The sequence below is a fragment of the Bosea sp. BIWAKO-01 genome (genome assembly GCF_001748145.1).
Lineage (GTDB): Bacteria > Pseudomonadota > Alphaproteobacteria > Rhizobiales > Beijerinckiaceae > Allobosea.
Window position 1 is genome coordinate 3550503 of record NZ_BCQA01000001.1, and the last position, 20686, is coordinate 3571188.

Sequence of the window (20686 nt, forward strand, 5' to 3'; positions counted from 1 at the left end):
TGGGTGGAGGAGGTGGGGCCGCAGTCACGGTGCGGCGAGGACAAGCTCGAGCCGGGCAGCTGCAGCCTGAGCCGCGGGCGAGATGATGGTGCCGCCACCCAGGACGCGAGCACCGGAACCGGCATGGTCGTAGATCACGCAGGCCTGGCCGGGAGAGACGCCTTCCTCCTCGCCCGCGAGCACGATGATGAGGCCGGAATCGTCACGCAGCAGCCGGGCTTCGCGCGGGGCGCGGGTCGAGCGGACGCGCACCGCCACATCGAGGCCTTCAGGCGGCAGGGCGTCCAGCGCGACATCGCCGATCCAATTGAGATCGCGCAGCCGGACTTCGCGCACGCCGAGCGCCTCGCGCGGCCCAACGATGACGCGTGCCTGGTCGGCATCGAGCCTCAGCACATAGAGCGGTTCCGCCGTGCTGATCCCAAGCCCCTTGCGTTGTCCGACCGTGTAGCGAAGGACGCCTTCATGGCGGCCCAGCACGCGCCCGTCGAGATGGACGATGTCGCCGGGGCGCGCGGCACCGGGCTTCAGCCGTTCGATGACGTCGGCATAGCGGCCATTCGGCACGAAGCAGATGTCCTGACTGTCTGGCTTGTCTGCGATGGCGAGGCCGAGTTCGGCAGCAAGCGTGCGGGTCTGGGCCTTGTCGATCTCACCGAGAGGGAAGCGCAGCAGGTCGAGCTGCTCCTGCGTCGTCGCATACAGGAAATAGCTCTGGTCGCGCGCTTCATCGGCGGCGCGGAAGAGGCCGCGATGGCCGTTGCCAAGCGCCCGGCTGACGACGTAGTGCCCCGTTGCCAGCGCATCGGCGCCGAGTTCGCGGGCGAGCCCGAGCAGATCGCGGAACTTGACCGTGCGGTTGCACTCGACGCAGGGAATTGGCGTCTCGCCGGCGAGATAACTCTCGGCGAAGCGCTCGATCACCGCGTCACGGAAACGGCTCTCATAATCGAGAACATAATGCGGAATGCCGATCGTCTCGGCGACGCGGCGGGCGTCATGAATGTCCTGTCCCGCGCAGCAGGCCCCGGCCCGATGGACGGCGGCTCCGTGATCGTAGAGCTGCAGGGTCACGCCGACGACATCATAGCCTTCGCGCTTGAGGAGGGCCGCCACCACGGACGAGTCCACGCCTCCGGACATCGCCGCGACGACGCGCGTCGCCGCGGGCGGCTTGGCGATGTCGAGGGAGTTGAGGGGGGAGGTCATGGCGAGCGGGATCATCCTGGCGAAGGCGGCTATGTGGCGGTTCTATACCGGCTTTGACAGGGGCGGGCCAGTGAGCGATCGGCAAATCCTGCCGGCTCACCGGAGAGGGCAAGGAGAATCTTGCCGCGAACCGTGTGGGCAGGGTCGCTACCGCCTTGAAAACAAAGGAAGGACATCCTGGCGCGAGACTTGCTGCTCGCGGCATGGGCATGTTCCTGCTCGCGGTCCGGATTTACCTGATGTCTGCCGTCTCCTCCTCAGTCGCCTCGCCCAATGCCGAGCAGGCTGCGTCGCGCCGCCGTGCGCCAGAGCGCGGCTCCGATGGTGCGGCCGCGCCATTCAGCCTGCCTGAGGGCGGCGGCGACCAGGAGGTGCCGGCCGCGGCGAAGGACGACGCTGCCGCGACGAAGCCGGAGACAGGCGGCAAGGCCGGTGCGACACAGGAGCAGAAGGCAACCGCCTCCGCGCTGGCGACGATGCAGCCTGCGGTGCTGCTCAAGGGGACCACCGCGGTGGTGCCGGCGGCGGAGGCCGCCGAAGCAGCTCCGACCGCGACCCAGCCCAAGCCAGATATCGGCGCGCTCGTCGCCATTGCCGTTGCCGAACAGGCCGCCGCCGGCAGGACCGCCATCGCTGGCAAGCCAGGTGCCGAAGAAAAATTGACGGATTCCGAGCCGAAGGAAGCGGCCTCCGCTAACAAGGCTGCTGAGGCAGCGGTCGTGATGCCAATTCCCGCGCCGGTGGCTATTCCGGTTGTCGTTGCTCTGCCGTTGGTCGGCGGCGATGTCGCCGCGGCAGACATCGGCAATGAAGCCGTCCCCGGTGATGCGAAGGCGGCTCAGGGGATTCCCGCCGGGATGGCGCAGGCCGCCGTGCCGGCCCAAGTCATCCTGCCAGCCGCCCCGGCTGCCGAGGCGCCAGTGATCGCCGCTGTTTCCGCAACCGATGCCGCCGGGTCGACCTCCGAAGGCGACGAGGTCGGCAAGCCGGCGGAAAAGCCGCATGCGGGACCGACGATCGCCACATCAAAGGAAACTGCGTCCAGCCCGGCCAATACCACAGTCGCCGCGGGACAGCCGCTTGCCGACCTGTTCAAGCCCGTCGAAGCCGTGCAGCAGGCTCCGGTACCGATCGAGCTGTCCGCGGCCGTGGCGCCGCATTCCGGCAAACCGGAGGGCATTGCCGGTCTGCCTGATATCGACCCGGCCAAGGGGGCGCAGCAGCCTTCGGCCGGCATGCATCGCGGCATGGCGGACGGCCAGCCGACACCACTCCATGTCGTCCCGATCGAGATCGGCCTGCGTGCCCTTGCCGGCAGCAAGCGCTTCGATATTCGGCTCGACCCGCCTGAACTTGGCCGCGTCGACGTCAATCTCGAGATCTCCGAGAAGGGCGAGGTCAGTGCCAAACTGGTCGTCGACCGTGTGGAGACCCTGCGCTTGCTTCAGCGCGATGCGCGGACGCTCGAGCGTGCCTTCGAGCAGGCCGGTCTCAAGCCCACTGATGGCGGCGTCGACATCACATTGCGCGATCCGAACGATCAGCCCGGTTTCCGCCAGCAGCGGCAGGATGACGAGGCGCCGCGCCGTGCCCGCATCCAGCCTGATGCCGCCGAGCTCGGCGATGCCTCAGCCATTCCGGCGCAGCCCGCGCCCATCCGCCGCCTCGTCAGGCTCGGCGGCGTCGACCTCAGCATCTGAAGGGCGCGGATCATGACCGTTTCCAACACCTCATCGAGCACCGGCGCCAGCTCCGCCACCAATGTCAGCGGCGGCGGAAGCTCGATCGCCAATAATTTCGATCAGTTCCTGACGCTGCTGACGACCCAGCTCAAGAACCAGAGCCCGCTCGATCCGCTCGACACCAACCAGTTCACGGCGCAGCTCGTTCAGTTCGCCGGCGTCGAGCAGCAACTCAAGACCAACGAGACGCTGGGCTCGCTGCTTGGCCTCAGCGCCGCCAGCACGGCGACCAATGCGGTGGGCTTCATCGGCGCGACGATTACGGCCGAGGGCGCGACGGCGCGGCTGAAGGACGGCGCCGCCTCATGGAAGATCAACGCGCCGAGGGGCGGTTCCGCGACTATCACCATCAAGAATTCCACCGGTAGCGTCGTCCAGACCCTGACCAGAAACCTCGATGCGGGCGACCAGACCTACAAGTGGGACGGCAAGACCTCGACCGGCGTGAATGCGCCCGAGGGCGACTACACCATCAGCATCGATGCCAAGGATACCACCGGACAGGCCATGACCGCCAAGACCCAGGTCAGCGGCGTGGTCGACGGCGTGGACTTCACCAGCTCGATTCCGATGCTCAAGATCGGCACCATCAGCGTTCCGATCGACAAGGTGAAGACCGTGGTGCGGGCGCAGTGAGCATTCGTGCCGATACCGAAATCCGACGCTATCGCTTTAGGCAATTCTTAAAGCCGCGGTCTTAAGGTCAACACAACTAGGTCTGTTGAGTTGTGTGAGTGTATCATGACCGAGCCGTTGCGACCGCGGGTGAAGTATGTGATCGGCCCGGACGGAAGTCCGCTGACGATTGCCGATCTTCCGCCAATGAATACGCGCCGCTGGGTCATCCGGCGTAAGGCTGAGGTGGTTGCTGCCGTGCGCGGCGGCCTGCTCAGCCTTGAAGAAGCCTGCCAGCGCTATACCTTGACTGTCGACGAGTTCCTGAGCTGGCAGATGTCGATCGACCAGCACGGGCTTGCCGGGCTGCGCACCACGCGCATCCAGCATTATCGTCAGTAGGCCGGAGGAAGCGGAGCGCTCGCGCTTTGCCAGATCGGTCCTTCCGGGCACAAAGGGCGCGCTGCGAGGCGCGCCTTTTGCGTTTCAGTCGAGCTCGAAGGCTTCCTTGTAATCGAGCTTGAGGCCGGGATCCTGCACCTCCTTGCGGAGGATGCAGTTGCCGGCGACGAGGACCTCGATCTCCGAGCCCATGAAGCAGCGAAAAGCGTCGGTGGCGTTGCAGATGATCGGCTCGCCGCGCACGTTGAAGCTCGTGTTGACCAGCACCGGGCAGCCGGTCAGGTCCTTGAAGCGGCTGAGCAGCGCATGATAGCGCGGGTTGGTGTCCTCATGCACCGTCTGGATGCGTGCGGAATAATCGACATGGGTCACGGCCGGAATGTCGGAGCGCGGCACGTTGAGCTTGTCGATGCCGAAGAGGGCCTTCTCGGCTTCGGTCATCGTGCGGCGGCGCTCTTTGCGCACATCGGCGACGAGCAGCATATAGGGCGAGTCCGTATCGAGCTCGAACCAGTTTCCGACATCCTCGCGCAGGATCGATGGCGCGAAGGGGCGGAAGCTCTCGCGGTACTTGACCTTGAGATTCAGCGTCTTCTGCATCGCGGGAGACCGTGGATCACCGAGGATCGAGCGGCCGCCGAGCGCGCGCGGACCGAATTCCATGCGGCCCTGCATCCAGCCCACCGCCTTGCCCTCGGCCAGCGCCTGCGCGGTCGCCTCGATCAGGGCGTCGTCACCGAGAACCTCGAAGCGCGCGCCGGCTGCCGTCAATTCGGCCTCGATCTCGGCCTGAGCGAAGCTGGGGCCGAGATAGCTGCCCAGCATTGAATCGCCGCCGCCTGGATTGAGCCTTCGCGGGTGGCCACCGAAAAGATGATAGCCGGCAAGCGCTGCGCCAAGCGCCCCGCCCGCATCGCCCGCCGCCGGCTGGATCCAGAGGCCGTCGAAGATACCCTCTCGCAGGAGCTTGCCATTCGCGACGCAGTTCAGTGCGACGCCACCAGCCAGGCACAGGTTCTTCTGGCCGGTTTCAGCCCGCACCGAACGGGCGAGGCGCAGCACGATCTCCTCGGTCACTGCCTGGATCGAGGCGGCCATGTCCATGTGGAACTGGGTCAGCAACTGTTCGGGCGCACGCACCGGCTGGCCAAACAAGGCGGCGAAGCGCTCGTTCGTCATGGTCAGGCCGGTGGCGTAGTTGAAGTAGCTCTGATCGAGCTGGAAACTGCCGTCCGGCTTCAGATCGACCAGTTTTTCGAGCATCAGGGCGGCGTAGCGCGGCTCGCCGTAGGGCGCCAGGCCCATGACCTTGTACTCGCCGGAATTGACCTTGAAGCCGATGTAATAGGTGATGGCCGAATAGAGCAGCCCGAGCGAATGCGGGAAGTGCAGCTCCTTATGGATCTTGAGATCGCTGCCCTTGCCGATCGCGAGCGTCATCGTCGCCCATTCGCCGACGCCATCCATGGTCAGGACGGCCGCTTCTTCGAACGGCGAGGGGTAGAAGGCGGAAGCGGCGTGCGAGAGATGATGCTCGGTGAAGAGCAGTTTCTCGGCATCGAAGCCGGGGGCGATCTTGCGCAGCTCTTTGCCGATGAGGTGCTTCTGGAACAGCTTCTCGCGCAGCCAGAGCGGCATCGCCATCCGAAACGAGCTGAAGCCGCGCGGGGCGAAGGCGAGATAGGTTTCGAGCAGCCGCTCGAACTTGATGAAGGGCTTGTCGTAGAAGACGACCGCGTCGAGCTCGTCCAATCCGCAGCCGGCGACCGAGAGGCAATACTCGACCGCGCGATGCGGAAAATCGGCATCGTGCTTCTTGCGGGTGAAGCGCTCCTCCTGAGCGGCGGCCGCGATGGTGCCATCGACGACGAGCGCCGCGGCGCTGTCGTGATACAGGCCCGAGATCCCCAGAACGCGCATGCGGGCCCGATCAGAACAGGGTGTAGACGAAGGGCGCCACTGCACTGCCATGCGTCAGCACGAGCAGGCCGCCGAACAACAGGCTGATCAGCAGGATCGGGATCAGCCAGAATTTCTTCCGGGCCTTCATGAAGCGGAAGAACTCTTTCAGAAACGACATCAGGGCTGTCCCACTAGAATTGATCTTTCATCGAGAGCGGTTCCGGACCCGGGGGATCGCGGCGGATCCAGTAGCTCGCGGCGTCTGGCTTGCGTCGAAGCTTCAGGAAATCCTTGCCGAGGAGCCGAGCCAGCAGACCGATCGGCGTGAAGACGGCGAAGAACAGAAGCCCGAGGACGATCGGGTTGACGACGCTGGCGAGCAGCAGTCCGAAGCGGGTCCACAGCTTGTTCAAAGGTGCAAGCAGCGAAGCACGCACCAGCGTGATCCCGAGAAAGACCGCGGCGATTCCCGCGAGCCATGGCCAGGCTCGGCCGTGGTGCCAGCCATTATAGAGGGCCAGCAGCGCAAATACGCCGGTGAAGACGAACCCGAACGAGCGATCGGTCGATCCCTCGACTGCCCCGTGCCCGGAGCGGAATTCGTGATGTTCGCCTTGGCCTGCCACCCGGTTCTCCTCCGACGTTGGGTGCTGTCTAGACGATAATCGGGGGCGGAGGAAACGGGATTTGCCCGGCCCCGGCTCCTGAACGCCGGCCCGCAGGGCGCGGGGAGGCTGCAGAGGCGCAGGCCCATCAACAGCATTCTTTACAGTCCCGTCTCGGAAATTAACGAGTTGCTAACCATGCACTGGGAAAAACTTGCCTAGTGAGCGGCGTTGCGCGCGTTGCTCTGACGGGGTTGTGAAACGGATGACGGCGTGAACGGGATCGTCGAGCAGTTTGCGAAATTCGGGGCGGCCCGGCTGGCGGCAATGCTGGCCGTCACGCTCGCACTCGTCGGCTTCTTCGGCTTCGTCATGCTGAAGATGTCACAACCCGCCATGAGTGTGCTGTTTTCGGATCTCTCGACCCAGGATGTGAATGCCATCCTGAAGGATCTGGACACCCGCGGCATCAAGTACGAGCTGCGCAGCGACGGCCAGACCGTGCTGGTCGCCAAGACGGATGTGCCGCGCCTGCGACTGGACCTTGCCGGAAAGGGCATCCCCTCCGGCGGCGGCGTCGGCTATGAGATCTTCGACAAGGGCGATGCCTTCTCGTCGACCAGCTTCGTCCAGAACATCAACCATCTGCGGGCGCTCGAGGGCGAGTTGTCGCGGACCATCCGCTCGATCGGCCGGGTGCAGGCGGCGCGCGTCCACCTCGTCATCCCGGAGAAGCGCCTGTTCGAGCGCGATCGCGAACCGCCGCGCGCCTCGATTGCGCTGAAGCTCGCTGGCGAACTCGATCCGGCCCAGGTTCGTGCGGTTCGTCACCTCGTGGCCTCCGCCGTCGACGGCCTGAAGCCGGAGCGGGTCTCGATCGTCGACGAGCGCGGCCGCCTGCTGGCCGATGGCGCTCAGGGCGAGCAGGGGCTGGCCGGACTTGGCCTCGACGAGCGGCAGACCGCGATCGAGAAGCGGATCAAGACACAGATCGAGGACATCGTCGCCAGCATCGTCGGCCAGGGGCGGGCGCGCGTGCAGGTTTCGGCCACACTCGACAGCAATCGCATCGAGAGCCGGTCCGAGACCTTCGATCCCGAGAGCAAGGTCATCCGGTCCAGCCAGAATCGCACCGAGAATTCCGCCAGCAACGAGGCGCAGAACGGTGCCGTCACCGTCGGCAACGAATTGCCCGGCGCGCAGCAGCAGGGGCAGAACGCCCAGAACCAGCGCGACGTCTCCGCCAAGAACGAAGAGGTGGTGAATTACGAGATCTCGCGCACGACCCGGACCGAGGTCTTGGAAGGCGGGAGGGTCAAGAAACTCTCGGTCGCGGTGCTGGTCGATGGCAGCTATACCCGCGGCCAGGGCAACGAGCTCGGCTATCAGCCGCGCAGCCCGGAAGAGCTCGAGCGCATCAACCAGCTGGTTCGCACCGCTGTCGGTTTCGATCAGGCCCGCGGCGACAAGGTCGAGGTCGTCAATCTGCGCTTTGCCGAGGCCCCTCCGGCCGTTGCCGACCTCACCGAGCAGACGATGCTGCAACAGCTGATGTCCTTCACGCGGGAGGACGTCATTCGGCTCGTCGAGATGGGGGTCATCTCGCTGCTGACCCTGATCGTGCTGATGGTGGTGGTGCGTCCGCTGCTGAAGCAGGTGCTGGCAAGCGACAAGTCGGTGCGCCCGATCCCGACATTCATGCGCAACGGCATGGCAATGATCCAGGATGACGGGACAGGCGATCCTGCGAGCCCACGGGTCGTTGGTCCGAATGGAGAAGTGACGGCCGTCGAGGTCGAGGCGCCGTCCGAGCGGATGCTGGCGATCGCGCAGATCAAGGGCCAGCTCAAGGCGCAGTCGGTCGAGAAGATCGGGGCAATGGTCACGCAGAACCCCGCCGACACGGTCGCGGTGCTGCGCGGCTGGATACACGAAAAAGCGCCGGCGTGACGGGGCTCTGAGGCATGGCAGAAACCCGATCCATCGCGACACGCAATTCCGGGAGCGACGGAGGCGATGCCTCCGACTACGATCCCGCGCCGATGCCGATGAACTATGCGGGCATGAGCGGGCCGCAGCGGGCTGCCGTCATTCTGCTGGTGCTCGGCGAGGATCACGGCCGGCGCATCTGGCAGGAGTTCGACGACGAAGAGATCCGCATCATCACGCGCGCGATGGCCGAGCTCGGAACGGTCGATTCCGACATGGTCGAGCGGCTGATGCTCGATTTCGTCAGCAAGCTTTCGAGCGCGGGCGCGATCACCGGCTCCTTCGACCGCACCATTTCGCTGCTCGAGAAGATCCTGCCGTCCGATCAGGTTGCGCTGATCATGGAGGAGATCCGCGGTCCGGCCGGGCGAAACATGTGGCAGAAGCTCGGCAATATCGACGCTGTCGTGCTCGCGAATTTCCTGAAGAACGAGTACCCGCAGACCATCGCCGTGATCCTGTCGCGCATCCGGCCCGAGCATTCCGCCAATGTCCTGCGCAACCTTCCGAACGAACTTTCGATCGAAGTGGTCGCCCGCATGCTGCGGATGGAGTCGGTGCAGAAGGAAGCGCTCGACCATATCGAGAACACGCTGCGCTCGGAATTCGTCGCGACCCTGACGCAGACGCGCAGGCGTGACCCGCACGAGATGATGGCCGAGATCTTCAACGGCTTCGACCGCCAGACCGAGATCCGTTTCATGTCGGCGCTTGACGAGTCCAACCAGGAATCGGCCGCGCGTATCCGCGCCCTGATGTTCACCTTCGAGGATCTGGCCAAGCTTGACCAGGCCGGGCTGCAGACCCTGATGCGGCAGGTCGACAAGGATGTGCTGGCCCGGGCCCTGAAGGGCGCCAGCGAGGACATGCGCGCCTTCTTCTTCGGCGCCATGTCGCAGCGCGCGGCCAAGAACATGCAGGACGACATGCAAAGCCTCGGGCCGCTCCGGCTGAAGGAGGTCGATGAGGCCCAAACCAAGATGGTGACCCTGACGAAGGACCTTGCCGACAAGGGCGAGATTGTTCTGTCCAAGGGCAATTCCGAAGACGAGTTGGTCTACTGACGATGAGCACCGCCAAGAAATTCATGTTCGGAACCGATTTTCGCGAGGGCAACCGGCGTGCCGTCAGCGAAGCGGATCTGGCGGCGGCGCGCTCGGAAGGGTTTGCTGCCGGGCACGAGCAGGGCCGGCGCGAGGCCGACGCGCAGTTGAACGGGCTGCTTGCCCATCTCGTGCGATCGGTCGAGCGGCTGCTCGTCGAGGAGGACAAGCGTGCCTTCGCCATCGAGGAGCAGGCCGCCCAGGTCGCCATCGTGACGGCGCAGACCCTCGCCGGCGCGGCCTTGGCCGATCGGCCGCTGGCAAGGATCGAAGCTGTAGTGCGCGAATGCCTGAGCCACGCCCGTCTCGCCCCGCATCTGCTGGTGCGTGTCCACGAGAGCGCGGTCGAGACGATGGAGAGCATGCTCGCGGGGCTCGCCCGCGAAACCGGCTTTGCCGGCCGCCTAGTCGTCCTCGGCCAATCCGATATCGGGCCAGGTGATGGCCGCATCGAATGGGCCGATGGCGGCATGGCCATCGACAGCGCCGTGATCGGGCAGAAGGTCGAAGAGGCCGTGCGCAGCATCTTCGGCCATATGCCCCAATCCAACGCCGCCCAGGGAGGATCGCTATGAGCCAGGAGAACGATCTGAACCTGCCGCCGCTGAACCCGGCCGACCTCTCATTCGACCACAACGCGGCCTCCGTCGCTCGCTCCGGGCCCGTTCCGATCAAGACTGCCGAGGACCTGGAACAGGTCTTCGACGTTCCCGTCACGGTCTCTGCCGTGCTCGGTTCCTCGCGGATCGCGGTCGGCGATCTGCTTCAGATCGGCCCGGGCGCGGTGCTTGAGCTCGACCGGCGCGTCGGCGAGGCGATCGATATCTTCGTCAATGAGCGCCTGGTTGCGCGCGGCGAGGTCGTCGTCGTCGAGGATCGCCTGGGCGTCACGATGACCGAAATCATCAAGGCCGACCGGTGATGTTCGCCCGGCCTGTTACGCACTCATCCGGAAAGGCCTGAGCCATGCGCCTCATCATTGTCGGCGGTCTCAAGGGACAAATCATCGCTGCGGCCAAGATCGCCATCTCGCATGGCGCCGCCGTGACCCATACCGACGGCCTCGATCAGACCCTGGCGGTGTTGCGTGCCAAGGGCGCGGACCTGCTGATGATCGATGTCGCCCAGCCGATCGCGCAGTTCGTCGCGGCTTTGGAGAGCGAGCGCATCCGCACGCCGATCGTCGCCTGCGGTACGTCGACCGATGCCCGTGCGGCGGTTGCCGCGATCCAGGCCGGCGCGCGCGAATATGTGCCGCTGCCGCCTGATCCGGAGCTGATCGCGGCGGTGCTGGAAGCCGTCGCAGCCGACCAGTCCAGCCTGATCTGGCGTGATCCGGCCATGGAGCGCGTGGTGCAGCTCGCCGGCCAGATTGCGCGCTCGGAGGCGCCTGTTCTGGTGACCGGCGAGAGCGGCACCGGCAAGGAGGTCATTGCCCGCCATCTGCATCAGAAGTCGCTGCGCAAGGACAAGCCCTTCGTTGCCGTGAATTGCGCGGCGATTCCAGACAACTTGCTGGAATCGGAACTGTTCGGTCATGAGAAGGGCGCCTTTACCGGTGCGATCGCGCGGCGCATCGGAAAGTTCGAGGAGGCTCATGGCGGCACGCTCCTGCTCGACGAGATTTCCGAGATGGATGTCCGCCTGCAGGCGAAGCTGCTGCGCGCGCTTCAGGAACGGATGATCGACCGCGTCGGCGGCTCGCAGCCTGTGAAGGTCGATCTCAGGATCATCGCGACCTCAAACCGGAATCTCGGCGAAGCCGTCCGCGAAGGCTCCTTCCGCGAAGACCTGTTCTATCGCCTGAACGTCGTGCATCTGCGGCTTCCCGCCTTGCGTGAGCGGCCGGGCGATATCCTTGTTTTGGCGGATCATTTCGCCAAGAAATATGCCGAGATCAACGGCATGCCCCTGCGTCCGATCGCGGCCGATGCCCGCAAGGCACTGCTGGCCAATGGCTGGCGAGGCAATGTGCGGGAGCTCGAGAACACGGTTCACCGCGCGGTCCTGCTGGCCCAGGGCGCGGAGATCGGACCTGATGCGATGGTGACCCCGGAAGGCGAGCCCCTGGGCCCGTCGTCAGGTCACGACGTTGCAAGCCGTGTCGTTCAGACGGCAGAGGCCGTCACGCGCGGCCTGGTGGGCCGGACTGTTGCTGATGTCGAGCGCGACCTCATCCTCGATACGCTGGACCACTGCCTCGGAAACCGCACGCATGCGGCCAAGATCCTCGGAATTTCGATCCGCACGCTCCGCAACAAGCTCGGCGAATATACCTCGGCCGGTATTGCGGTTGCCGAGCCGGGACAGGCGCGCGTCAGCGTCGCCTGACCCGGAGGTGCTCCCGAAGAGGCCGTCAGTAATAGTACCGACGGCGGTAATAGGGGCGATAATACCGCGGGCGGTAATAATACCGGGGGCGATAATACCGGGGTCGATAATAGTATCTCGGGCGGTAATAGGGGCGGCGATACCCATAATAGCGCCGCCTGTAATAATAACTGTACTCGGCGTCCGCCTTGTCCAGCGCTTCGCTGGTTTCGGCGGCAAGCTTGCCTTCATCCTCGGCCGGTTCAGCAGGGGGAATGAGCTTGGGCTCGGCCGCTGCGGCGCTGGCCATCCCGCCAAGGCTGGCCACAGCCATGCCGCCGAACAGGGTCATCATGAACGAACGTCTATCCACGGCGTCCTCCAGACAGGGTTTCGGCCACCCTTTCGGCATCCCCGAAATGGTGCCAGATGCTAACGCATGCCGCAGCGTATTGTTCCAATCGATCGCGCTCCCTCTCGCACCGGCCAGGTCGTCCAGCGGACTCAATCCACCGCATTCAAGGGCCGGGCGATGCTTTCCAGCGACCGGCGTTCAGCCCTGACCGCATAGAGGGCTGCAATGACGGCAGCAGCCAGCATGAGGGCCGCGCCAAACAGGTAGCCGCCGAAGACGCTTGCTCGCGACCCGGTGTCGATCAGCGCACCGAACAGCCAGGGGCCGGCAATGCCACCCGCGCCGGTGCCGATGGCGTAGAAGACCGCGATGGCAAGCGCGCGCATCTCGACGGGGAAGGTCTCGCTGACCGTCAGATAGGCCGAACTTGCGGCTGCGGATGCGAAGAAGAACACGACGCTCCAGCACAGGGTGAGCTGGGAGGCCGTCACCAGATTCCGCGCGAACAGATAGCCGGTACCGGCCAGCAGTAGCGCCGACAGGGCATAGGTCGCGGCGATCATGGTGCGCCGACCCAGCGTGTCGAAGAGGCGTCCGATCAGGAGCGGACCGAGGAAATTGCCGGCGGCGAAGGGCAGGATGAACCAACCGATCAGATGCGAAGGCACCTGGTAGAAATCGGTCAGGATCAAGGCATAGGTGAAGAAGATCGCATTGTAGAAGAAGGCCTGCGCGACCATCAGCGCCAGCCCGACCAGCGCTCGCTGGCGATGCGTCACGAAGAGGGAATGAAAGACCTCGCCAAGTGGCGTCGCCGAGCGTGGTCGCAGGCGGATCTGTGCCAGGCCCTCGCTGGCGCTGTAGCTGACGCCGGCTTGCGTCTCGATGCGCGCCACGATCGCGGCTGCCTCCTCAGCCCGGCCATGGCTGATCAGCCACCGCGGGCTTTCAGGGATCCAGCGCCGCAGGACGAGAATGATCAGGCCAAGCGCCGCGCCGATGAAGAAGGCGAGCCGCCAGCCGAGTTCGGGATTGATCGTGGCCGGGTCGAGCAGGATGATCGCTCCGATGGCGCCCAAGGCTGCGCCGACCCAGAACGAGCCGTTGATGACGAGATCGACCCATCCGCGCACGCGCGCCGGCACCAGCTCCTGAATGGTCGAGTTGATCGCGGTGTATTCACCGCCGATCCCCATGCCGGTGAAGAAGCGGAAGATCAGGAAGCTCGTGACGCTCCATGAGAACGCCGTCGCGGCCGTGGCTGCGAGGTAGACGAGAACGGTGATGCTGAAGAGGCGCTTGCGGCCGAGCCTGTCGGTCAACCAACCGAAGAACAAAGCGCCGAAGACGGCGCCGGCGATGTAGCTGGCACCGGCAAGGCCGATCTCCGTGTTGGTGAAGCGCAGGGCCGGGCTTTCCTTCAGGGCGCCCGAGACCGAGCCGGCAAGGGTCACTTCCAGCCCATCCAGGATCCAGGTGATCCCGAGTGCCACCACGACCAGCGTGTGGAAACGCGACCATGGCAGGCGATCGAGCCGGGCCGGGATATCCGTCGCGATGACCGCGGGCAGAGCCGCATCCTGCGGCGACATGGCGAGCCTCCCTCATCGTCCGGCGTGCCGTCATGGCTTCGCCTCATGCGAAGAAGGCGGTGCCCTTCGGCACCGCCTTCTCCAAATCCTGCGTCTCAGCGCACGATCACATTCCGGCGCACCACCACGGGACGGCGATAGCGCGGGGCGGGCCGGCGCACGACGACACGCTCGCGCACCACGACCGGACGCCGGTAGGCCGGGCGCGGCCGCCGAACGATGGTGCGTTCGCGCACCACCACCTGATTGAAATCGGCATCGGCACGGTCAAGCGCGGCCTTGGTCGCAGCATTCAACTCGTTCGCGCGCAGCAACTCCAGGGTCGGGGTGACCTGGCCCGTCGCCGCCCGGGCAATGGCGGTCCCACCAAGGCCGGCCGCTGCGAGGCCACCGAAAAGGCTCAAAACAAAAGAACGTCTATCCACGAATATCTCCAATCAAATCGGCCAGAGAAGGCAGTATGTCGACCCCGCCCGCGAGTTGTTCTGCCGAATGGGGCCTGAAGGCGGCAGTTCAATAACGATCCATTCAGGAAGGGGTTCCACGGCCCCATTTTCTGGCCGGCTTAACCATTCGTTCACCAAGAACCCGGCAAGAATTGCCGGGTATCGTCGCGGAAGCTGGAGGGGCACGGTTGCCTGACGGCCGCGTCGCGACGGGGAGTGGACTGGTCGATGACGGACATGACGGCGGGCGCCGGTGGCGGCTTCAAGATGCCCAGTGGCGGTGCCATGGGGAATTTCCTCAACCGGCCCGACCTGTTTCTTGCCATCGGCGTCATGGGCATCCTCGTGGTGCTCATCTTCCCACTGCCGGCGTTGCTGCTCGACATGCTCCTGGCCTTGTCGATCATCCTGTCCGTACTGGTGCTGATGACGGCGCTCTTCATCGAGGAGCCTCTGGAGTTCTCAGCCTTTCCCACCGTCCTGCTGATCGTCACGATGCTGCGGCTGGCGCTGAATCTCGCTTCGACGCGCCTGATCCTCGCTCACGGCCATGAAGGCAGTGCCGCTGCCGGCCATGTCATCGAGGCCTTCGGCAACTTCGTGATGAGCGGCAATTTCGTGATCGGGGTGATCGTCTTCACCATCCTGATCATCGTCAATTTCGTAGTCATCACCAAAGGTTCGGGCCGCATCGCCGAAGTTGCGGCGCGGTTTGCCCTGGATGCGATGCCCGGCAAGCAGATGGCGATCGACGCCGATCTCTCGGCCGGCTTGATCGATCAGGACGTCGCCAAGGAGCGCCGCAAGGCGCTGGAGGACGAGGCCAATTTCTTCGGCTCGATGGATGGCGCCTCGAAGTTCGTGCGCGGCGACGCCATTGCTGGCCTGCTCATCACCTTCATCAACGTCCTCGGCGGCATCATCATCGGCGTTGCGCAGCAAGGCATGAGCTTTGGCGATGCGGCGCGCGCTTACACGCAGCTCACCGTCGGCGACGGTCTCGTCAGCCAGATTCCGGCGCTGATCGTCTCGACGGCGGCGGGCCTGCTGGTCTCCAAGTCCGGTGTGCGCGGCGCGGCCGACAAGGCACTCGGCAGGCAGCTCTCAGGCTACCCGAAGGCGCTCGGCATGTCGGCGGCAGTGATGCTGCTGATCGCGGTCCTGCCCGGTATCCCGATGCTGCCTTTCCTGCTGCTCGCCGGCGGTTCGGCCTGGCTCGCGCGCCATTTCGGCCAGATCGCCAAGGCCAAGGAGGTCGAGGTGGCGCAGGCTGCACAGGCGGCATCGCCGCTTGCCGCCGACGGCACGCCGAAGGAGGAGACGCTCAACGATCTGCTCAAGCTCGACGAACTCAAGATCGAGATCGGCTACGGGCTGCTGCCGCTGGTCAATGCGGCGGGCGGGCAGGATCGGTTGACCGATCAGGTCAGGGCACTGCGCCGCCAGCTTGCTGCAGAGCTCGGCTTCGTGATGCCGGCCGTGCGCATCGTCGACAATGTCCAGCTCGAGGCGAACCATTACTACATCAAGATCAAGGAGATCGATGCGGGGCACGGCATCGTCTATGCCGGCCAGTTCATGGCCATGGACCCGATGGGCGGCAGCGTGAACCTGCCCGGCCATAATGTGCTGGAGCCGACCTTCGGCCTGCCTGCCACCTGGATCGACGCGTCACTGCAGGATGAGGCGCAACTGCGCGGCTTCACCGTGGTCGATGCCGCCACGGTGATCTCGACGCATCTGACCGAAGTGCTGAAGTCGCATATGCCGGAGCTGCTCTCGCATGGCGAAGTGCAGAAACTGCTGCGCGAATTGCCCAAGGACCATGCCGACCTCGTCAAGGAGATCGTGCCGAGCCAGATCTCGACCACTGGCATCCAGCGCGTACTGCAACTGCTGCTCGCGGAGCGCATCTCGATCCGCGATCTCGCCACCGTCGTCGAAGGCATCGCCGAAGTCGCCGGCGGCATCAAGAACCCGCGCGACATCGCCGAACATGTCCGCGTGCGGCTGGCCCGGCAGATCTGTGCCCAGTTCTCGAACCAACAGGGGCATTTGCCGATCATCACGCTCTCGCCGGCCTGGGAGAGCATCTTTGCCGAGTCGATCGTCGGCCAGGGCGAGGACCGGCATCTGGCCATGCAGCCCTCGCGCCTGCAGGAATTCGTGCATCAGGTCCGCGACAAGTTCGAGGACGCGGCGCGTATCGGCGAGATGCCGGCGCTGGTCACCTCCGGTATGGCGCGACCGTTCGTGCGCCAGATCATCGAGCGCTTCCGCCGCGAGACGCCCGTGCTGTCGCAGGGGGAAATCCATCCCCGCGTCCGTCTGAAGACGGTCGGAAGCGTCTGAGCCGCCCTCAGCGGCGCACGACGACAACGAGATAGCGCACCGGTTCCGGTCCGGGATTGCTGAAGCTGCAATCGCTGGGCGCCCCCAGTTCAAGGCAGTCGCCGGCCTGCAGTCGCTTCATCATATCGCCTTCGCGAAAGTCGAGCGTGCCGGACTGCACCCAGATCTGCTGCCTGATGAACGCGTAGGAGCTTGCGGGATACGAGATGCGTGCGCCGGGCGGCAGCTCGGCATCGACCAGTTCGATGCCCGCTTCGCCCGCCGGCGAAATGGCGCGCCGGGTGAAGCCGGTTTCGGGATCGCGCCAGAATGGTTGATCCGCGCAGCGTCGGAGAAACTCGCTCGGCGTCTCGGCTCGCGCCAGGAGGTTCGACAAGGTCAACCCGAAGGCGCCGGAAAGCCGACCGAGGAGGACAGCGGTTGGGCTCGCCTCTCCCCGCTCGATCTTGCTGATCATCGCGCGGGACACCCCGGATTTGTCGGCGAGATCGCTCAGGCTCCAGCCGCGGCTTTCCCGCTCGATCCGCATGCGTTCGGCAAGCCTTGACGTCAAATCGTCCATTATCATAGCGTTGATTCTTCTATAGTAGATCGATCAGAGTGCAACCCATGACAGACGGCGCGCAAGTGCAGGACGCACGCCTGCGTCGTGCGCATGCAGCCGTCGCCAATCCGGCCTTGGCCCTGCCGTTTCCGCATCGCTAAGGACCGTGGCATGTCGCGTAACGCCTTCTATTTTGCCCTGATGTGCCTGGTCTGGGGGCTGACCTTCCTGCCGGTCAAGATCGGCTCCGCTCATGTTCCGCCGATCTTCCTTGCAGCGGCACGGTTCTCGATCGCCGGCGTCCTGATGCTGCTCTGGGCCGGGCGCGACGTTCTCGCCGTTCCCCCCGCGGCGCGGCGCCGCCTGCTGATCACCGCGCTCCTGGTGAATACCGGCAACTACACTTTCCTGTTCTGGGGGACTGCGCATGCCCCATCAGGGCTCGCCGCCATCGTCAATCTTGCGACAATCCCGATCTATACACTGATCGCGAGCCGCCTGATCGAGGGACAGCGGATCACCGGCCAACGTATTGCGGCCATCGTGCTCGGGCTCACCGGGCTGTGCTTTCTGTTCGCGACGCGCGCCTCCAGCGGCTGGAGCGCGGCACATGGCGATCCGATGGAGATCTGGGGGCTGGCGGCCGTGGCCTTCGGCACGCTGCTCTACTGTTTCGGCGCCGTTCTGACGCGGCGGATCGCCGGCACGATGCCGACGCTGACACTGGCCGGCTGGCAGACGGTCATTGGTGCGCTCGGCCTTGCTGCTGTGTCGTTCGCTGTCGAGCCCGTCACACTGGCTGACATTCGCGCGCTCGGAGAGTGGCCGGTCTGGCCGGCCGTTGCCGTCCTGGTGATTGGCGGCTCGCTCATCGGCTTCACCATCTACATGCGGCTGCTGCGCGACTGGGGCGCCTTCCATGCCGGGCTCTATGCCTTCGTCAGCCCTGCCATTGCGGTCACGGCTGGAGTTGTCGTGCTGAACGAGCCCTTCGGCCTGTCGGAGGCAATCGGCGCGGTGCTGATGTTCGGCGCGGCCGCGATCGCGCTGAGGCGCTGAGGCTGAGTTCTAGCCGATGCTGCTGCCCGAAGGCCGGTTCCCACCTTTCGGCACCATGCTTGTCAGGGCGGGGGCGCGATGCGGGTGTTCTTCCTGAGCTGACCGCGCTCGAAAGCCAGCACGATCGGCAGCGAAATCACCAGCGGCAGGATCAGGTAGAACAGTCGCCAGATCAGCAGGGCCGCAAAGACGGCCGGCGCCGGCACGCCTGGCATCACCGCGAGGAAAACCGCTTCCATCACGCCGACCCCGCCCGGCACCTGGCTGAGCAGCCCGGCCGAGAAGGAGAGGAGGAAAGCGCCGAGCACGATGAAGAAGCCGGGGTTTCCCTGATCGGGCAGCGCGAAATAGATGATGCCGGCGGCACCCATCAGCTCCAGAGGCGCAGCGAGATATTGCCGCGCAACGACCGGCAGCCGGGGATAGATCAACTCGAACTTGCCGATCTTGAGCGGCCTGAACTTCAGCCAGGAGCCGACCGTGTAAAGCCCGACGAAGGCGAGCAGCCCGAAGCCGATCAGCCGGGCAGTCGTATCGCCGAGGGTGAACCAATGCGAGAGCCGGCCGAGCGGGCGCAGGATCTGAGGCTCCCCGATCAGGACGAGCCCAAGCAGCAGAATGGTTCCGAAGGCGAAGGTGAAGGAGCAGAGCGCCACCAGAACTGCGACATCGGCCGTTGTCAGGCCCTTCGCGGTATAGGCGCGGAACCGGACCATGCCGCCCGAGAAGACCGAGGCGCCGATATTGTGCGAGAGCGCATAAGTTACGAAGGAACAGAGGGCGATATAGGGCCAGGAGATGCCCTTTTCCTTGCCGAGATGGATCAAGGCAATGCGGTCATACCAGGCCAGCGCAGCGTAGGCGACGAGCGTTGCGAGGGCTGCGTGCAGGAAGGCGTCCGGCGAGATCAAGGCGATCTTCTGGCCGATGCCGGCCGCAATGATCTTGATGTTCTGCCAGAGGGTTCCCTGCTCCAGCAATGCCTGGACGGCGGCATCCGTGCCGGCCTCGGCCTTGAGCTTGTCCCAGAGCAACTCGACCGACCAGACGACCGCGACGAGACCGATGAGCGGCCAGAGATAGTCGAGATAGCGTTTCATGAAACCGGCAGGCTGCGAGGAGGCGTCGAAGGCGGTGTCGCGGCGCGCAGGGGAAGGCCTGGGAAGCCGGCCGGAGCGAACCTTTGCCTGTGTGCCAGCGAGGGAGGGCGAGGGCAAGCGGCGTTGCCCGTGCCAGGCTGCACGGACGGCCTATTTTCCGTTTTTCTTCAGCCAGTCCTGCATGAAGGCGATCTCCTTCTCCTGGGCGGAGATGACCTCAGTGGCCAGCTTCCTGATTTCCGGATCCTTGCCATGAGCAAGCACGACCTTGGCCATGTCGATGGCGCCCTGATGATGCGGAATCATGCCACGCACGAAATCGGCATCGGCGTCGCCGGTGAAGGAGGTCGCCATGTCCTTGTGCATCTTGTCATTGGCCGCCTTGTAGGCGGCCGTCGCCGGCGTGTCCGCAGCCCCGGTCGCCGAGCCCTGCATTGCACCATGACCCTGGTGCTGCTGCGCAACGGCGACACCGCCCAGCGCCGCGATGCCGAAGAGAGCGGCGGCAAGCTTCAGCTTTATACGTCTGGTCATCGAAAGAATCCTCATTCGTTTGACGCGGCGCGCCACAGCTTCTCCTGGCGGGAATGGGGCATGCACCGTACGAACTGATCCTTCACCCCGGATCATGTCATGATCGCGGCGATATCCGGCAGCCTCGAGGGCGCAGGCTTCGAGCGTCGGTCACACGGCTAACGTACCGCAGACAGGACCATGAGCGACAGCATTTCCATCAGCCTGACCGGCATCACCGACCTTCCGCCCGGCAAGATCGCGGCGATCGTCACATCTCTCGAGATGTTTGCGCCACCGGCCAAGCGGGCCGATCCGCCTGGCCTTTCGGGCTTCTCCCTCGAGCCGATCGGGAGAGATGATGTCGCTCGCTATCTCGCGATCTACCGTGTGCTCGGTGAGCGCTGGATGTGGTTCAGCCGGCTGGTCAAGCCCGTGGCCGAGATCGAGGCGATCCTGGCGGATCCAGCCGTCGAGTTCTTCGCCGTTCGGGCCGATGGCCGCGACGTTGGATTGCTGGAGCTTGATTTCCGCGTGGCGGGAGAGGGAGAGCTCAGCTTTTTCGGGCTGGACGAAACCGTGCTCGGCCGCGGAGCCGGCCGCTGGCTGATGAATCGGGCGCTGGAACGGGCCTGGGCCCAGCCGATTTCGCGCTTCTGGGTACACACCTGCACGCTCGATCATCAGAGCGCGCCGGAATTCTATCAGCGCTCGGGGTTCACGGTCTTCAAGCGCAGCGTCGAGGTCGACGATGATCCGCGGCTGGCGGGGCATATGCCGCGCGACTCCGTGCGGCATCATCCGGTGATCGAATGAGAAAAGGGCGGGAGGCTAGCGGCCTCCCGCCC

21 protein-coding genes are annotated in these 20686 nt (G+C 65.0%); 11 read left to right on the forward strand and 10 right to left on the reverse strand.

Translation table 11 applies throughout. The annotated features are described in order from the left end of the window. Positions 1-24: 24 nt before the first annotated feature. On the reverse strand, positions 25-1209 hold the full coding sequence (gene mnmA, locus BIWAKO_RS16420) for a tRNA 2-thiouridine(34) synthase MnmA (RefSeq protein WP_069882551.1): 1185 nt from the start codon (positions 1207-1209) through the stop codon (positions 25-27). A 239-nt stretch (positions 1210-1448) separates the two neighbouring features. Here mnmA and BIWAKO_RS16425 point away from each other — a divergent pair, with 239 nt between their 5' ends. The 3 genes from BIWAKO_RS16425 to sciP all read left to right on the forward strand — a co-directional run bounded on the left by BIWAKO_RS16425 (position 1449) and on the right by sciP (position 3968). After that, positions 1449-2909, forward strand: a complete 1461-nt coding sequence (locus BIWAKO_RS16425) for a flagellar hook-length control protein FliK (protein ID WP_176733337.1) — start codon at positions 1449-1451, stop codon at positions 2907-2909. 12 nt (positions 2910-2921) lie between these two features. Continuing rightward, positions 2922-3587, forward strand: coding sequence for a flagellar hook assembly protein FlgD (locus tag BIWAKO_RS16430; RefSeq protein WP_069879564.1), 666 nt, complete (start codon positions 2922-2924; stop codon positions 3585-3587). 105 nt (positions 3588-3692) lie between these two features. Beyond that, the gene (sciP, locus tag BIWAKO_RS16435; protein ID WP_038359348.1) at positions 3693-3968 is read left to right on the forward strand and encodes a CtrA inhibitor SciP; all 276 of its coding nucleotides are present in this window, start codon (positions 3693-3695) and stop codon (positions 3966-3968) included. An 84-nt stretch (positions 3969-4052) separates the two neighbouring features. Here the strand turns inward: sciP and BIWAKO_RS16440 are convergent, their stop codons facing one another. From BIWAKO_RS16440 to BIWAKO_RS16445, 3 genes are read right to left on the reverse strand one after another with little or no spacing between them, the layout of a single operon-like run. After that, positions 4053-5888, reverse strand: a complete 1836-nt coding sequence (locus BIWAKO_RS16440) for a carbamoyltransferase family protein (protein ID WP_069879565.1) — start codon at positions 5886-5888, stop codon at positions 4053-4055. Between the two features lie 10 nt (positions 5889-5898). Continuing rightward, positions 5899-6048, reverse strand: coding sequence for a DUF5989 family protein (locus BIWAKO_RS35975; RefSeq protein WP_176733338.1), 150 nt, complete (start codon positions 6046-6048; stop codon positions 5899-5901). Positions 6049-6061: 13 nt separating this feature from the next. Next, the gene (locus tag BIWAKO_RS16445) at positions 6062-6496 is read right to left on the reverse strand and encodes an SxtJ family membrane protein (RefSeq protein ID WP_069879566.1); all 435 of its coding nucleotides are present in this window, start codon (positions 6494-6496) and stop codon (positions 6062-6064) included. Positions 6497-6748: 252 nt separating this feature from the next. Here BIWAKO_RS16445 and fliF point away from each other — a divergent pair, with 252 nt between their 5' ends. Genes fliF through flbD form a run of 5 tightly spaced genes read left to right on the forward strand, consistent with a single transcriptional unit; the run spans position 6749 to position 11898 of the window. Then, positions 6749-8425, forward strand: coding sequence for a flagellar basal-body MS-ring/collar protein FliF (gene fliF / locus BIWAKO_RS16450; protein WP_074471568.1), 1677 nt, complete (start codon positions 6749-6751; stop codon positions 8423-8425). A 14-nt stretch (positions 8426-8439) separates the two neighbouring features. Beyond that, positions 8440-9528, forward strand: coding sequence for a flagellar motor switch protein FliG (gene fliG, locus BIWAKO_RS16455; RefSeq protein WP_069879567.1), 1089 nt, complete (start codon positions 8440-8442; stop codon positions 9526-9528). A 2-nt stretch (positions 9529-9530) separates the two neighbouring features. After that, the gene (locus tag BIWAKO_RS16460; protein WP_069879568.1) at positions 9531-10142 is read left to right on the forward strand and encodes a FliH/SctL family protein; all 612 of its coding nucleotides are present in this window, start codon (positions 9531-9533) and stop codon (positions 10140-10142) included. Next, positions 10139-10489, forward strand: a complete 351-nt coding sequence (gene fliN, locus BIWAKO_RS16465; protein ID WP_043237944.1) for a flagellar motor switch protein FliN — start codon at positions 10139-10141, stop codon at positions 10487-10489. The genes BIWAKO_RS16460 and fliN overlap by 4 nt, the downstream gene beginning before the upstream one ends. A gap of 44 nt (positions 10490-10533) precedes the next feature. Further along, positions 10534-11898, forward strand: a complete 1365-nt coding sequence (gene flbD / locus BIWAKO_RS16470; RefSeq protein ID WP_069879569.1) for a sigma-54-dependent transcriptional regulator FlbD — start codon at positions 10534-10536, stop codon at positions 11896-11898. Positions 11899-11923: 25 nt separating this feature from the next. On the opposite strand, the gene BIWAKO_RS16475 is transcribed toward flbD, so the two are convergent. The 3 genes from BIWAKO_RS16475 to BIWAKO_RS16485 all read right to left on the reverse strand — a co-directional run bounded on the left by BIWAKO_RS16475 (position 11924) and on the right by BIWAKO_RS16485 (position 14249). Next, positions 11924-12250 (reverse strand): hypothetical protein, encoded by a 327-nt coding sequence (locus BIWAKO_RS16475; protein WP_176733339.1) that lies wholly within the window; start codon positions 12248-12250, stop codon positions 11924-11926. A 131-nt stretch (positions 12251-12381) separates the two neighbouring features. After that, a complete protein-coding gene (locus tag BIWAKO_RS16480; RefSeq protein ID WP_069879571.1) occupies positions 12382-13824 on the reverse strand; it encodes an MFS transporter in 1443 nt (480 codons plus the stop codon). A 95-nt stretch (positions 13825-13919) separates the two neighbouring features. Next, positions 13920-14249, reverse strand: a complete 330-nt coding sequence (locus BIWAKO_RS16485) for a hypothetical protein (protein WP_141740128.1) — start codon at positions 14247-14249, stop codon at positions 13920-13922. Positions 14250-14537: 288 nt separating this feature from the next. Between BIWAKO_RS16485 and flhA the strand changes: the two genes are divergently transcribed. Further along, positions 14538-16622, forward strand: coding sequence for a flagellar biosynthesis protein FlhA (gene flhA / locus BIWAKO_RS16490; RefSeq protein WP_244523649.1), 2085 nt, complete (start codon positions 14538-14540; stop codon positions 16620-16622). Between the two features lie 7 nt (positions 16623-16629). Here the strand turns inward: flhA and BIWAKO_RS16495 are convergent, their stop codons facing one another. Then, positions 16630-17184, reverse strand: a complete 555-nt coding sequence (locus BIWAKO_RS16495; RefSeq protein WP_244523464.1) for a helix-turn-helix domain-containing protein — start codon at positions 17182-17184, stop codon at positions 16630-16632. A gap of 153 nt (positions 17185-17337) precedes the next feature. Here BIWAKO_RS16495 and BIWAKO_RS16500 point away from each other — a divergent pair, with 153 nt between their 5' ends. Further along, positions 17338-18225: a DMT family transporter gene (locus BIWAKO_RS16500; protein WP_069879575.1), complete on the forward strand. Its 888-nt coding sequence runs from the start codon at positions 17338-17340 to the stop codon at positions 18223-18225. Between the two features lie 62 nt (positions 18226-18287). Here the strand turns inward: BIWAKO_RS16500 and BIWAKO_RS16505 are convergent, their stop codons facing one another. Beyond that, on the reverse strand, positions 18288-19325 hold the full coding sequence (locus BIWAKO_RS16505; protein ID WP_069879576.1) for a lysylphosphatidylglycerol synthase transmembrane domain-containing protein: 1038 nt from the start codon (positions 19323-19325) through the stop codon (positions 18288-18290). 150 nt (positions 19326-19475) lie between these two features. Beyond that, a complete protein-coding gene (gene copM / locus BIWAKO_RS16510) occupies positions 19476-19859 on the reverse strand; it encodes a CopM family metallochaperone (RefSeq protein WP_069879577.1) in 384 nt (127 codons plus the stop codon). A gap of 180 nt (positions 19860-20039) precedes the next feature. Here copM and BIWAKO_RS16515 point away from each other — a divergent pair, with 180 nt between their 5' ends. Further along, complete coding sequence (locus BIWAKO_RS16515; RefSeq protein ID WP_069879578.1) at positions 20040-20654, forward strand: GNAT family N-acetyltransferase; 615 nt, start codon at positions 20040-20042, stop codon at positions 20652-20654. The last annotated feature ends 32 nt before the right edge of the window (positions 20655-20686 follow it).